At 33.3% G+C, this 15,116-nt stretch carries 13 protein-coding genes; 7 read left to right on the top strand and 6 right to left on the bottom strand.

What is annotated here, in order from left to right:
- Positions 1-45 precede the first annotated feature (45 nt).
- On the top strand, positions 46-2,097 hold the full coding sequence (locus JN168_RS11195) for a cation:proton antiporter (protein WP_042738110.1): 2,052 nt from the start codon (positions 46-48) through the stop codon (positions 2,095-2,097).
- Between the two features lie 327 nt (positions 2,098-2,424).
- On the opposite strand, the gene mntC is transcribed toward JN168_RS11195, so the two are convergent.
- Genes mntC through JN168_RS11180 form a run of 3 tightly spaced genes read right to left on the bottom strand, consistent with a single transcriptional unit; the run spans position 2,425 to position 4,929 of the window.
- Positions 2,425-3,351: a manganese ABC transporter substrate-binding lipoprotein MntC gene (gene mntC / locus JN168_RS11190; protein ID WP_042738111.1), complete on the bottom strand. Its 927-nt coding sequence runs from the start codon at positions 3,349-3,351 to the stop codon at positions 2,425-2,427.
- Positions 3,348-4,181: a metal ABC transporter permease gene (locus JN168_RS11185; protein ID WP_042738112.1), complete on the bottom strand. Its 834-nt coding sequence runs from the start codon at positions 4,179-4,181 to the stop codon at positions 3,348-3,350. Before JN168_RS11185 ends, mntC begins: the two co-directional genes overlap by 4 nt.
- Before the next feature lie 16 nt (positions 4,182-4,197).
- Complete coding sequence (locus JN168_RS11180) at positions 4,198-4,929, bottom strand: metal ABC transporter ATP-binding protein (RefSeq protein WP_042738113.1); 732 nt, start codon at positions 4,927-4,929, stop codon at positions 4,198-4,200.
- Positions 4,930-5,049: 120 nt separating this feature from the next.
- On the opposite strand from JN168_RS11180, the gene JN168_RS11175 reads away from it, so the two are divergent.
- The gene (locus JN168_RS11175; RefSeq protein WP_042738114.1) at positions 5,050-5,694 is read left to right on the top strand and encodes a metal-dependent transcriptional regulator; all 645 of its coding nucleotides are present in this window, start codon (positions 5,050-5,052) and stop codon (positions 5,692-5,694) included.
- 258 nt (positions 5,695-5,952) lie between these two features.
- Here the strand turns inward: JN168_RS11175 and JN168_RS11170 are convergent, their stop codons facing one another.
- Positions 5,953-6,705, bottom strand: a complete 753-nt coding sequence (locus tag JN168_RS11170) for a M50 family metallopeptidase (RefSeq protein WP_229366973.1) — start codon at positions 6,703-6,705, stop codon at positions 5,953-5,955.
- 304 nt (positions 6,706-7,009) lie between these two features.
- On the opposite strand from JN168_RS11170, the gene tarA reads away from it, so the two are divergent.
- Entirely contained in the window at positions 7,010-7,765 is a 756-nt protein-coding gene (gene tarA / locus JN168_RS11165) for an N-acetylglucosaminyldiphosphoundecaprenol N-acetyl-beta-D-mannosaminyltransferase TarA (protein WP_232139203.1), read from the top strand.
- A 600-nt stretch (positions 7,766-8,365) separates the two neighbouring features.
- On the opposite strand, the gene tagH is transcribed toward tarA, so the two are convergent.
- Positions 8,366-9,160 carry a teichoic acids export ABC transporter ATP-binding subunit TagH gene (gene tagH, locus JN168_RS11160; protein ID WP_042738117.1) on the bottom strand — a complete coding sequence of 265 codons (795 nt, stop codon included), beginning with the start codon at positions 9,158-9,160 and terminating at the stop codon, positions 8,366-8,368.
- A gap of 378 nt (positions 9,161-9,538) precedes the next feature.
- Here tagH and JN168_RS11155 point away from each other — a divergent pair, with 378 nt between their 5' ends.
- The 4 genes from JN168_RS11155 (at position 9,539) to tagD (ending at position 13,131) form a co-directional block, all read left to right on the top strand.
- Positions 9,539-10,339 (top strand): ABC transporter permease, encoded by an 801-nt coding sequence (locus JN168_RS11155; protein ID WP_042738118.1) that lies wholly within the window; start codon positions 9,539-9,541, stop codon positions 10,337-10,339.
- A 151-nt stretch (positions 10,340-10,490) separates the two neighbouring features.
- Positions 10,491-11,585, top strand: coding sequence for a teichoic acid glycerol-phosphate primase TarB (gene tarB / locus JN168_RS11150; protein ID WP_229366974.1), 1,095 nt, complete (start codon positions 10,491-10,493; stop codon positions 11,583-11,585).
- Positions 11,582-12,640: a glycosyltransferase family 2 protein gene (locus JN168_RS11145; protein WP_229366975.1), complete on the top strand. Its 1,059-nt coding sequence runs from the start codon at positions 11,582-11,584 to the stop codon at positions 12,638-12,640. Before tarB ends, JN168_RS11145 begins: the two co-directional genes overlap by 4 nt.
- 92 nt (positions 12,641-12,732) lie before the next feature.
- Positions 12,733-13,131, top strand: a complete 399-nt coding sequence (tagD, locus tag JN168_RS11140; protein ID WP_042738121.1) for a glycerol-3-phosphate cytidylyltransferase — start codon at positions 12,733-12,735, stop codon at positions 13,129-13,131.
- Positions 13,132-13,679: 548 nt separating this feature from the next.
- Here tagD and pbp4 read toward each other — a convergent pair.
- The gene (pbp4, locus tag JN168_RS11135) at positions 13,680-14,975 is read right to left on the bottom strand and encodes a penicillin-binding protein PBP4 (protein WP_042738122.1); all 1,296 of its coding nucleotides are present in this window, start codon (positions 14,973-14,975) and stop codon (positions 13,680-13,682) included.
- Between the last annotated feature and the right edge of the window lie 141 nt (positions 14,976-15,116).

Below are 15,116 nucleotides of genomic sequence, written 5' to 3'. Positions count from 1 at the left end.
CAACAATTATGAACAGTAAATCTCAAATAGAAAAGAGGTGAAACCTTGCAAATATTTGAAACGATACTTATCTTTTTAGCACTTGTTATCGCTAGTTCATTTGTACATACATTTCTTCCAAAGGTACCACTTGCCTTCATTCAAATCATTTTGGGAATGCTTTTATATGTCACACCGATACCAGTAGAATTTCAATTTGACACGGAACTGTTTATGGTTGCATTAATTGCACCATTGCTATTTGTGGAAGGGGTTAAGGTTTCAAGGGTGCACTTGAGACGTTATATTAAACCCGTACTGATGATGGCATTAGGTTTAGTAGTTACAACGGTAATCGTAGTAGGTTTATTTATCCACTGGATTTGGCCGGATCTACCTATGGCGGCAGCATTCGCACTAGCAGCCATCCTATGTCCTACTGATGCCGTAGCTGTACAAGCTATTACAAATGGGAAAGTCTTACCGAAGGGGTCTATGACAATTTTAGAAGGTGAATCTTTGTTAAATGATGCAGCGGGTATCATATCTTTTAAAATTGCTGTAGCAGCACTGGTTACGGGTGCATTTTCTGTTACTAATGCAATTGCTCAATTTTTAATTTCTTCCATTGGTGGATTTATTGTCGGAATCATTATCGGTGTTGCATTAGTACGATTTAGAGTTACACTTACACGACGTGGTATTGAAAATATTAACATGTTTACATTTATTCAACTCGTCACACCATTTGTAACTTATTTGGTTGCCGAAATGTTCCACGCTTCAGGCATTATTGCAGCAGTTGTAGCAGGTCTTGTTCATGGGTTTGAAAGAGATAGAATTGCACAAGCACGTACGCGTTTGCAAATGAGTTATAACCATACTTGGAATATCCTAGGTTATGCATTAAATGGATTTGTGTTTACTATCTTAGGATTTTTAGTACCAGAAGTTGTCGGAAGAATTATAGAAAATGAACCGCATAACTTGGTATTTTTAATCGTGGTGACGTTCTTAGTCGCATTAGCGATTTATCTGTTTAGATTTTTATGGGTGTTCGTGTTATATCCTTATTTTTATTTACCAGTTAGTCCCTTCCAAAAAATGATTTCCTATAATCAAGATGAAGAAAAATCTACAGAAGCACCGCCTAAGCGTAGTATGTATGCCTTTATTATGACGTTATGTGGTGTACATGGAACAATTTCATTAGCAATCGCACTGACATTACCGTACATGTTGGCGAATCACCATTCATTTGCGTTTAGAGATGATTTATTATTTGTAGCATCTGGAATGGTCTTAATTAGTTTAATTGTGGCCCAATTGATATTGCCATTTGCAACGCCAAATGCGGAATCGCCGAAGATTAAAGGAATGAACTTTAAGCAGGCCCGTGTATTTATTTTAGAAAAGGTAATAGATAGTTTAAATCAAATGTCTACGGTGGATTCAAGCTTCCAGTATGGTAATGTAATCAAGGATTATCACGATAAACTTGCCTTTATTAGAACGGTAGAAAATGAAGATGAAAATACAAAAGAACTACAAAGATTACAAAAAATTGCATTCGACGTAGAGAATGAAACATTGAATGGGTTAGTAGAAAATGGAGACATCACTACCAATGTTTTAGACAATTATATGCGCTACTCCGAACGTACACAAGTTTATAAACAAGCTTCATTAATACAACGTATTAAAGTGGAGTTGAGAGCGATGATTTTAAAACGTCGAATCAAAAACAAAGTTAAAACGAATGCTGCATCATCACTATCAGTTGTAGACAATTTAAGAGAAATTTCTAATGTAATGAGAACAGTACATTATAGAGTCGTTAGTAGATTAGCAAAGGAAACGACAGAGGATAATAAATTAGAAGTAGGTATGGTATGTGATAGTTATTTACTACGAACTGATAACTTAACACCATCGAACTTCTTTAATCCTAAAAATGAAAACTCAATAACTAAAATTAAGTTAGTCGCTTTAAAGGAACAACGCCGAATTCTAAATCAATTGATTGAAGAAGAAGAAGTAAGTGAAGCGACAGCTTTAAAAATTAGGGAAGCGATAAACTATGACGAAATGATCATCGTAGATAGTTTAACAGATTAATAATAAAAAGAGACACGATTGACGCTTGTATAATGGTACGCACTTAGCTATCTATACATGACTACAATCCTGTCTCTTTTATTTTTATATTTAAAATACATAAAAAAATGAAGCCTATCTACTCAATTAAATGAGATAGGCTTCAAGTGATTTTTTTCTAGGTGTATAACCTAGCTGCTACATGTCATAAATGGGGGAGGAGCCTACCATTTATGATTTTTGGGAGATTATTTAAGGCTTGAATACCACCATACCGTACGTTTTTAGGAGGGTAACGTACGGTATGGGACTATTCACCTCAATGAGGTTAATAGCCCAAATCTATGATTACTTCATGCTACCATGGATTGTTTCGATATTTTCTTTCATCATATTATAATAAGAATCACCTTTAGATCCTTTTTTACCGATAGAATCTGTGAATACTTCACCGTAGATATCGCGGCCAGTTTCTTCACTTAAGCTTTCCATACTCTTATGATCTACACTAGTTTCAACTAGTAAATGTTTAAGGTTATTCTTTCTTACGAAATCAATTGCTTGTTTCATTTGTTCAGGAGTACCTTGTTTCTCAGTGTTGATTTCCCAAATATAACCAGGTTTTATGTCATATTGTTGTGAGAAGTAATTGAATGCCCCTTCACTAGTAATCATATTTCTTTCTGCTTTAGGAATATCATTGAACTTTTCTTGGCTAGAATTTTTTAGTTCTGTAAGTTTATCGATATAGGCTTTACTATTTTTGCTGATTTCATCTTTGTGACCTTTATCGCGTTCTAACAATGTGTCTCTAATTGTTTCAACGTATTTGATACCGTTAGATAAGCTTAACCATGCATGAGGGTCTTGCTTTGATTCGTCTCCTTCTTTAGCGCCATGAAGATAGTTTGGTTTTACATTTTTTGATACTTTAATTACTTTGTCGTCGTCTAATGATTTATTAGCTTGTGAAAGTGCTTTTTTAAACCATCCATTACCAGTTTCTAAGTTCAAACCATTATAGAACACGACATCTGCATCTGTAAGTGCTTTAATGTCTTTAGGCTTTACTTCGTATTCATGAGGGTCTTGACCTACAGGTACAATACTATGTATTTCGACATCTTTACTTGCTGTATTTTTAACCATGTCATATAAAATTGAGTTAGTTGTTACGATTTTTAATTTTTCATTTGAACTTGTACCGCTTTTTCCATTGCCACACGCGGCTAGGAATAATAAGAAAATAAGAGCGATTGAAATTATTTTTTTCATACAGTTGTTCCTTCCCTTTTAAAGAAATTAAGTTTACTACCAATAAACACTAAAATATAAATAAAGAATGCACATAAAACAATCATTGCACCACTTGGCAAGTTATATACATAGCTGAAGTATAGTCCAACAATTGAACTGATTGTGCTGATACAGCTAGAAATAATCATCATAGTACGCAATTTTTTCGCTATTAAAAATGCTGCAGAGGCAGGAGTGATTAATAGTGCAACAACTAAGATAATACCAACTGTTTGAATGCTAGCAACTGTAACAAGAGACAGTAATAGCATTACAAAATAATGAATTAGTGTCGTATTTAACCCGCTCATTCTACTGAATGTAGGATCAAATGTAGAAACCATCAATGGTCGATAGAATGCAATGATGAGAATCATTACGATAATGCCGACGATGATAGTTGACCAGAACGTAGCATGTGTTACGGCAAGTATGTTACCAAATAAGATATGGTACAAATCTGTCGTACTATTGATGACGCTGATCAAAATGATACCTGTTGCTAGAAATGCAGTGAAACTTATACCGATTGCAGCATCAGGTTTAGTCTTACTACTCTTAGTGATGAATCCAATAAAGATACTGGCAATCATACCTGTGACTAAGGCACCTATAAACATAGGAATTTGGAAGAAGAATGATAGTGCTACGCCAGGTAGAACTGCGTGACTCATTGCATCACCCATAAGTGATAGTCCTCTTAAAACGATTAAACATCCCACAGTACCACAGACGATACCTACGACAATGGAAATGATTAAGGCATTTCTAAGGAACAAATAGTCAAATAAATGTTGAATAAAATCCATATCAGTTACGTCCTTTCTACTGTGTTACTTCGCTATCATCTTCAGCAGTAGCACTTAGGAATGTACGATTTAAATAATCGGGTTGCATTGCTGTGCTGCTATCTCCAAAATAGCGAAGTGTTTTATTTAATAGAATTACACGATCAAAGTATTCTTCGGCCTTAGATAGATCATGATGGACGATAAGTAATAACTTGCCTTCATCTTTCAACTGGCGTAATTGTGTCATAATGATTTGCTCACTATGAAAATCAATCCCAACAAATGGTTCGTCGAGTAAGTATAATTTACTTTCAGTCATCAGTGCACGGGCTACAAGTACACGTTGTAATTGACCACCACTTAAAGCAGATATTTGACGATGTCGCAATTCCTGTAGTTCCAAAGTTTGCAACAATTGGTTTAATCTCAAGCGCGTATCGCCGTTGACCCATTTAAACCAACCGATGTCTTTATAAGCTCCAGATAAGATAACATCTTCAACTTTGATTGGAAAATCTAAATCAATATGCGCTTTTTGAGGAATGTACGTAATGTCTTTAAGCGCACTTTGGACAGGACGTTCTTCTAAATTGGCTACACCAGTCGATTTGAATTCACCAATAATCGACTTCAATAACGATGATTTCCCTGCACCGTTTGGTCCCATAATGCCAATTATTTCCCCGGAGATAGGTATGTCTAAATCTATATTTTTTAACACACTTTTATTCCCTAAAGTAAGATTTAAATTTTGAATTTTTAACACGTTAGCCCTCCTTAAATAAAATTTTAGGTTAACCTAATTTATATTATAATATACTACGAACTTTTAGCGTGTCAAGTAGATTCGTGGTACAATAAAGTGAATGATTTGAGAGGTGAGAGAATGCTAACTGAAGAAAAAGAGGATTACTTAAAAGCAATTTTAACGCATGACGGCGACCGTTCATTCGTTTCAAATAAGACTTTGTCACAGTATTTAAACATTAAGCCACCTTCAGTCAGTGAGATGGTTAGTCGACTCGAAAAATCTGGTTATGTTACTACTAAACCATATAAAGGCGTCCAACTTTCTGAACAAGGTTTAACATATACTTTAGATATAATTAAGAGGCACCGATTACTAGAATTATTTTTAATTAAAGTGTTGCAGTATAATTGGGAAGAAGTGCACCAAGAAGCTGAGGTATTGGAGCATCGAGTATCACATTTATTTGTCGAACGATTAGACAAATTATTAGAATATCCGATTACTTGCCCACATGGCGGTGTCATTCCGAGAAATAATCAATATAAAGAACTATATACAAATAATTTGTTATCATTTGAGGCAGGGGACAAGGTAACGATTAAGCGTGTGAGAGATAGAACAGAACTTTTAGTATATCTAACGAGCAAAGATATACTGATCGATGAAGAGGTTTCAATAGTTAATAAAGATGATACGAATAAAGTAATTATTGTGCAGAAAGAAGATAATATTACGATATTGAGCTATGATAATGCCGAGCATATTTATGCTGAGAAATAAAGGATAGACTGTGAGGATATTACAAGCTGAGACGCTAGGTAAGTGGAGCAGATATTGTAGTGTTTATAGCTACATAATAATATAGATACGGATAGATTACAGATTACTGTACGACGAGATGCAAGTCATGCAGTGGTCTGTTTTTTAGTTTATAAAAAATGGGAATGCCAGTATGACTATAGGCAATAAAGACTCGATTGATGCAGTGTTTAAAAGGCATCGATCGAGTCTTTAAAGTGTCTATATGATATTAAAATGCTACCCATTAAATAAATAGTTTGTGATGAAAAGATAGACGACAAAAAGATTGATACCAATCCAAATCAAACTAAATATTACTGTTGGAATATGGGTTAAGTCTTTCAATGTACTACCATCCCAAGTTACGGAATGTCCAGAAAAAGTCAATCGAGCAATCGTCCATGATGATTGTAAGACTTCGCCTAATAAGACGGCGATAATAAAGTGATACGTAAAAGTAACGACATATGTCATCATGAGTTGATTATCACTATGAAATAAGCAATATAATACAATGATGAGCACTAAGATGATGAGTGTCGGTAATAATTTTCTAGATGTTAAAATAACAAAATAAATGAATATGACTAGATAAGCTGCTATAAATAAACTAGGGTAAGTCGATTTAATTGCTGCAAACCCGATAAGTAGCATTAAAGGAGGCATAATATAGCCACCGAATGTAGTGATTGCTTGACCAATACGACTTGTCGATTGAGTGATAGCATAACCTTGTTGCGAAGTTTCAGCGCGCTCTCTAGGTGAGGCGACGATGACTAAATCTTTAGCCTTACCATTACTCAATTTATTAAAAAGTATATGTCCAAATTCATGAGTTAGAACAGGGATATAATTTAAATATATATCTAAAAAGCGATTAAATGGTTTATGGCGATAGTTGTGTATGACAATATAAAGTAAAGCAACAACGATGACCGAAAATATATTCAATTGTATGGTGGAGCTGAAAAAATCATGTATATAAGTCATTAATACTACCTCGATTTTAAATTTCATTGATGCTATAAGTACCATAAAACTATGAATCAAAAACTATCACGTCTTTGATGGGATGACATAGATGAAATGGATAATTTATGTAAATGATTTATAGTTTAGAGTAACTATAAGATAAATTATATAGGATATCACAGGATAAAGGATACGGACTTTTGATGTATCTTTAACAATGGACGTATTATATTATAATATGTTGACTATAATGATTGTGTTAATATGACAGTAAAATAAGTATAAAGTAGAATGGAATCATGGAGATAGGAGAATTGAATAAATGAATGAAACTAAGCAAGTACGACGTATAAATGTATTGTCAGTATTTTTTGATAATGTAACTTTAGCTGATATGAAACAAAACATTATATATTTTTTCGAAAAACAAACACAACACAATTTATTTATCGTTACAGCCAATCCTGAAATCGTAGATTATGCCCAACAAGACACTGAATATAGAGCATTGGTAAATTCTGCTGACTATGTTGTTGCGGATGGTACAGGTGTTGTTATGGCATCTAAATTATTACAAACCCCGTTAAAAGAAAGAGTCCCGGGTATTGAATTAATGGAAGTTTGTCTGAATATAGCAAATGAGCAACATCAGAAAGTATTTTTATTAGGTGCAGAAAATGGGGTTGTAAAAGCAGCATATGCAAGATTGAAAGCTCAGTTTCCTAACGTTAAATTTGATTTTCACCATGGATTCTTTGAACTGTCAGATAATAAGGTGGTAAAGCAAATTAAAGCATTTAATCCAGATTATATATTTGTTGGTATGGGATATCCACGTCAAGAGTCTTGGATTGAACAGCATGCTAATCAATTTGAACAAACTTTGCTTATGGGCGTAGGTGGATCGATTGAAGTATTTAGTGGTACTAAGAAACGTGCTCCGAAACTATTTAGAAAGTTAAATTTAGAGTGGGTTTATCGTGTGATTATAGATTGGAAGCGCATAGGCAGAACGAAAGCAATACCGAAATTTATTGTAAATGTTTTGAAAATGAAGTTTAAGCGTAAAAATGTTTAAAATAGATGTTATTTAGTAGGTGAATATTTAATATTATCAAGAGTTATGTATTGTTGGTTCGCTTTCCTAGGGGACAGCTTCAGCCTGTAGTCTTCAGCTTGTCCTGTTCCCTCAGGAGTCTCACCAAAATACGTCCAAAAAATTGTGATGCTACATAAAAAACACACTACGGACTTCTTTTTAAATTTGTGTCGAAATATAACATCAATTATGAATTTAAGAATTGCTTAATACTTTATAAACTGGCTTTTTATTTAAAATTTGGTACTGTTGGTTCGCTTTCCTAGGGGACAGCTTCAGCCTGTAGTCTTCAGCTTGTCCTGTTCCCTCAGGAGTCTCACCAAAATACGTCCAAAAAATTGTGATGCTACATAAAAAAACAGACATAAAATAACGTGTATGATATTTGTGGAAAGAGCTAATCCATCAAGGAATAGCTCTTTTATTTTGACGATTGGAATGTATTTCCGATACACATAAATTCATGAGTTTACTGTTGAATCGAAAACGACAGTTATGACGCTCAAAAATAAGACGCAACAATGCGCTTTAATTTAACAGCTTGTTACGTCTTATTTTTGTATTATTAAATTTTATTAGTTATTTTACTTCGAATCTTGATGCATCTAATTCTTCTCTGAATTGTTTTTGTTCTTTTTTAGAACGTTTTTTAAATCCACTTAAGAACTTTTCGTATTTCGGTAATACTTCATCGAGTTCACCATATTCTTTTAATTTTCCGCCTTCAATCCAAGCGATTTTAGTACAAAATTCACGTACTTGTTTCATATTGTGGCTGACAAAGAAAATTGTTTTGCCTTGTGCTTTATATTCATAAATTTTATCGAGACATTTTTGAGCGAATGTTTGGTCACCAACTGATAATGCTTCGTCAATAACTAAAATGTCCGGATTGGTTGTAATATTGATAGAAAAACCAAGTTTAGCTCTCATACCACTAGAATATTTTTTAACAGGTTGATAGATAAATTCGCCTAATTCACTAAATTCAATGACTTGTGGCGTCAGTGCTTTAATTTCTTTACGTGTGAAACCCATGCATAGCATTTTAAATTCAATGTTTTCAATGCCTGTTAATTGACCATTTAATCCTGCACTTATCGCAATAACACTGACATCGCCATTGCGCTCGATATGTCCTTCGGTAGGAGATAATGAACCACCAATCATATTGCTTAATGTAGACTTACCCGATCCATTTATGCCAACAAGTCCGATGACATCACCTTCATAAGCAGTGATAGATAAATCGTTAAGTGCGTAGAAAGTTTTATTTTTGTGAAAAGGTATGATAACATCCTTTAACCGTTCTTTATTGTTGCGATAAATACGGTACTCTTTAGTTACATTTTCAATGCTAACTGATACATTCATATTTTTACCTTCCTTATTTACAGTTACTTCAAGTATATTATATATTATATTGGTTGTTAAATTTATTAACCTATTGTAAAGTAAGTGAGTACTATTTTACTATTATTAGACTTATACAGTTGTTAAAGTTTACTTAATAATTGGCATAAAATCAACTATTAAGAAAAAAGAAATTAATGTTTTTTTGTTTGTTTTAAAAATTACAATTGTATTTGTTATGAAGTTACTGCTGATTTGGCTAGCGTATAAAAAATTATACTATTAAAACTTAGCAAAGAAATTGTTATGATATTTATAAAAGTTTCGCAGTATATTGTTTAACCAAAGTGAAAAAGAAATACAATATTGTCAAATCGATTGAAAGTGTGGTTTATTTAAATGAATGCTGTGTGGGTTGTATTTAAAGAACATATTAAGAATTTTTATCTAATTCAAAGATTAGCCCAATTCCAATTGAAAATTTCAAACACGAATAATTATCTAGGTATGGCTTGGGAGTTAATCAACCCAGCTTTACAAATCATGGTTTATTGGTTTGTATTTGGTCTGGGTATCAGAAGTAATAGTGATGTTGATGGTGTGCCATTTATTTATTGGTTGCTTGTCGGTATTAGTATGTGGTTCTTTGTTAACCAAGGTGTGTTAGAAGGAACTAAAGCCATTGCTACAAAGTATAATCATGTTGCGAAGATGAATTTTCCGTTATCCATTATTCCGTCTTACATTGTTATGAGTAGATTTTATGGGCACCTTGCCTTATTGGTTGTAGTGATATTATTGTGTACGATATCTGGTTTTTATCCTACTATTTATACATTGCAATTATTATTATATGTGCCTTTTGCATTGATATTAACGACAACAATAGCACTTTTCACTTCAACGTTAGGTGTGTTAGTAAAGGATACACAACAAGCGATTCAAGCACTGATGCGAATGGTATTCTTTGCATCTTCAATTCTTATTGTGCCGCCTGAAGGTATTGTTAAACAGGTAATGCAATTGAATCCGATTTACTATCTTGCAGAAGCATATCGTTCTGCAGTGTTGCATAAAGAATGGTACTTTATTACGCACTGGGAATTAACGTTATATAATTTATTTATTATACTGTTCTTATTTATGATTGGTTCTATTTTGCATATGCGTTATAGAGATCACTTTGCAGACTTTATGTAAAATGACAAATAGACAATAAAAGTTGAATATAGTGAGTTCAATGGTCCTTTGATGGCAAGTAATGTCGTCAAAGGATTTTTCTATAAATTTTACTTTAAGATAGATATAATAAAAGGACTGATGAAATATAATCCATTTGGCGGTGAATAATTTGAGGCAAGTGATAAAAGCACTATATATATTTATGACAAAATTTTTAAATATACTTTTCAGTAAGAAAAAGGTGAAACAACAAAGTATTGTTATTTTGATGACATTTCCAGAGGATATGTTACCCATTATTGAAGGGCTCAATCGAAAAGGGGATTATCAAATTACAGTAATTGGTAAGGATGTGCATAGAAAATATACCCAGCATTTGGAACATGTAACTTATGTGTTGGCAGGCAATAAACAGCTTTATAGACATTTGAAATATTTGAGTACAGCAAAGGTTATTATTATCGACACATACTATTTACTCATGGGTGGCTTTCTCAAGAAAGAGGGGCAAACAGTTATTCAAACTTGGCATGCTGCAGGAGCTTTAAAAAATTTCGGATTAACAGATCACCAAGTTGATTTGAATAATAACAAAATGGTTGAACAATATCGACAAGTTTATAATGCGACAGATAAATACATTGTTGGTGGTGAACCAATGGTAACATGCTTTAAAGAATCATTTGGAGCAACAGATGCACAGATGCTTAGAACAGGTTTGCCAAGATTAGTACCGTATCGTACGGTTGATATTACACAACGACAACGAGAATTAAAAAAACAATATGGTATTAAAGGTAAAATTGCACTATACGTGCCGACTTATCGAGAACATCACCAAGCGAATAGAACGATAGATAAACATAAATTTGAAACTGCATTACCGAACTATACTTTATTTAGTAAATTGCACCCATCTATAGTCAATGAACAACATACAGAAATCAATTTACAATCTTTAATGATTATGGCTGATATCATTATTAGTGATTATAGCTCATTGGCAATTGAGGCAAGTTTATTGAATAAACCGACTTTACTTTATGTTTATGATGAACAACAATATGAAACTGAGCGAGGGTTGAATACTTTTTATTATGAGATTCCCGACATGTATAAGGTATATAATGAAGGTGAATTGATTCAAAATATCAAAAAGTATGAAAGTGACTTACAACCGTTGTTTAAATCTTGGCATGAGTATAATGTGACACAAAGTTTAACGAAAGTTATAGAAACTATAGAAGAAATGGTGAAAGTATGAAAATTTCAATAATTATTCCAGTTTATAATGCAGCAAGTACAATTAGGCGTACAATTGCATCTATAGATACTAAACATGATTTTGAAGTGATTTGTGTTAATGATGGATCTACAGATGATACACAAGACGTACTGAAGCAATTGCAAAAGGAATATAAGCATATACAAGTGATTAATCAAGAGAATAAGGGTGCGGCTGCCAGTAGAAATGTCGGATTAACTAATATAAGTGGCGATGTATTTATGTTTATAGATGCGGATGATATATTCTTGCCAGGTAGAATAGATTTGATGGCTAACTGTTATCAGAAGGATAGCAATGTTGAAATTGTCATTGGTCAAATAGGACGAGGTGTATCTGGAGAGTGGAAGCCAGTACCGACGCATGAAGCGATGTGCAAGGATATGAAAGTAAGTTTAGCTCAAAGTCCTGAAATTATGCAATCAATCGGACCAGGAGCAAAATTATTTAGTGCAGACTTTAAATCATTGCGCTTTGATGAGGATATTGTATTTTGTGAGGAGCATTCCTTTATTATTCAAGCCTATCGTAAGGCTAAGGATATTCAAGTGCTATCAGAAATTGTCTATGGTTATCATGAAGTCGAAGGATCGGTTACGCAACGTAGAGCAACAGAATTTCTTGCCTATATGTCTGATGCTAGGGAAGCTAGAGCTAGAGTAATGCCCTTGTTACCGTTGAGAAACCAACGTATCTATTATAGCTATCGAATGGACGAGTTAATTGTCAGTTATTTAATACAAGCATATCTAACTCAGAATAGTGAACTTAATCAAAGCTTATTAGATGTTGTAATCAATTATCTTGATGATATGCAAAGGACTGATTATTCTGGTGAAGCATTATTTAGAATTGTCAACGTAGTTGAACAGGGTAGTACAAAGTGGAATAAAGCATTGTATGAGCAGTGGAGATCAGCATTATTAAGATGTGGCATTGGTCGCCCAAATTATTTGAGATTTAAAGTTGAAGTATTACCGAAGCGTACAACATTTAGAGGAAAGCAAAAATTGAAACAATACCTAAATCGCTAAATTCTTCGAATATTCGTAAACTTAAGTTTGTTATGCTATAATTCTTAAAAATGTAAATTTTAATTTAATTTTATGTTAAGGAGATTAAGCGAATGAAACGTGTAATTACTTATGGAACATATGATTTGTTACATTACGGACATATAGAACTATTAAGAAGAGCGAGAGAAATGGGCGATTATCTAGTCGTGGCATTATCAACTGACGAATTTAACCGTGTGAAAAACAAGAAATCATATTATAATTTTGAACAACGAAAAATGATGTTAGAATCTATTCGTTATGTGGACCTTGTTATTCCTGAAAGTGGATGGGGTCAAAAGGAAATCGATGTTGACCGTTATGAAATTGATAAATTTGTAATGGGCCATGATTGGGAAGGCGAGTTTGACTTCTTGAAAGATAAATGTGAAGTGATTTATTTAAATCGTACTGAAGGTATTTCAACGACTAAAATTAAGAAAGAATTATATGGTGATTCAGCTAAATAATTTAAGCGAGATGTATATTAATGATACATGTGCTTGCTTTGATTCGTGCTGTTAATGTTGATTACTGAGTGTATCGATATTTTTTAATATTTGTCATAACATTCATTTAATGCTAACAAGTTAAAATACTTGTTGGCATATTTTTATGCACACTTTCTGTTGGTGGAGCTTTATCCAGTAGTCTACGGCTTGTACTATTCCTACAGAAGTCGACGTATAAAATAGCATAAAGATTAGGCAACTCATAAACTTACAGAACGATATGGATTAAATTAGGTGATCGTAATTTCTCTGCTTGAAGCATTGTGTGTGATAGCTATATAGGGATAGGAAGATTTCAAGGCTAAGGAGCAACGCATACACTATGAAAGCGAGTAATACTTATAAAAATATGAAAAGCCACTGCAAAAGATGCATTTAATCTTCTACAGTGGCTTTACTATATGGCCAAGACTATTTTTCGATTGTAGTGATAGATTGTGCTGTAATGCATAAATTATTAGTATGCTACAACAAGTTACAGCATTGTAGTTTAACTAAAGCAAAGATTATTTTTTAGATGATTTCTTTCGAATTGCTTCAATGATGAGATAAATCACAATTGCAATGGCTGCAATAATCAATAACATACCTAATAAAGTTAGAATTGGATGGTCATCCCATGTAGATTTAACAACAGTCGTAGCTTTGTGCACGAGTGGTTTGTTCACTTCTACAGAAGGTGGACCATATTTACTAGAAATAAATTCACGATCATATTCGATGTGTACCTTATCGTCCTTTACGACTATTTTATAATCATCTTTATCAAAATCTTTTGGTAAAACATCATAGAGGTCCTTTTCTACATAATATGTATGACCGTTAATTTTATGTTCGCCTTTAGATAGAATTTTTTCGTATTTGTACTGGTCAAACGACATGTTCATTAATGCATTACCCATCATATTACGTTGCTTTTCGCCACCTAATGATTTGTAATTACCAGCACCCATGATTGTTTGTACAATTCTAAAACCATTACGTTTCGTTGTTATAGTATGATTGTAGTCAGCTTGGTCACTTGAACCAGTCTTCAATCCATCGGTACCTTTTAAGCTCATATCAGCACCTTCAAGTGAATGGTTAAATGTATAATAGGTTACACCATGTTGGGTTGGTGCTAACTGTTTTGTAAAGTATAAAATTTTAGGTGTATCTTGAATCACACGTTGGGATAGAATGTCGTAGTCTTTTGCAGTCGAAGTAGAATTATCCTCATTTTTATACTTTTTAGGAGCAAAGTCTTTTAATTGTTTGTTTTCGGCACCAGTTGGGTTTACGAAATGTGTATCTTTCATGCCAATTTCTTTTGCTTTTTCATTCATTTTATCGGTGAAGTCTGAAGTGTTGTCAGAGACTTCATTAGCTAAAATAAGTGCAGCAGCATTACTTGAGTTTGAAACAGTAATTTGTAGTAATTCTTTGATTGTGTATGTTTCACCAGGATAAAGTTTAGTGTTACTCAACTCTGGAAGTGTAGACATACGATAGTGATCTTGCGTAATTTTCACTTTGTCCTTTAAAGAGAGATCACCTTTTTTTACTGCTTCAAGTGTTAGGTACATAGTCATCAGTTTAGTCATTGATGCTGGGTACCATTTCTGGTTTGCATTGTATTGATATAAAATTTGTCCAGATTGAGCGATATTCATAGCACCTTCTGGCTGATAAGCGTCGGATACATTATAACCATATTGATTTGCCGCTTGAGTAGGTGTTACTGTTTCCGCATCGGCAAAAGGTGTTATAATTACGTTGACGCAAAATAAAGCGATAATTGTCAAAATTAATCTTTTAAACATAACATACCCTCTAACATATTCAGTTTTTTTTAATAATAGACCTAGTTTAGCATATTGTATGTTGTTAGCAAAACTATTGCATTGCTAAAAATGGGGCGGAATATTGTTTTGCGCATGTTTTTATTAGAAAATTAATATCAA

Source organism: Staphylococcus gallinarum, from assembly GCF_029774255.1.
In the GTDB taxonomy this organism is placed as follows: domain Bacteria; phylum Bacillota; class Bacilli; order Staphylococcales; family Staphylococcaceae; genus Staphylococcus; species Staphylococcus gallinarum.
Note: the sequence above shows the minus strand (reverse complement) of the source record. Positions and strands in the feature narration are given on the sequence as shown.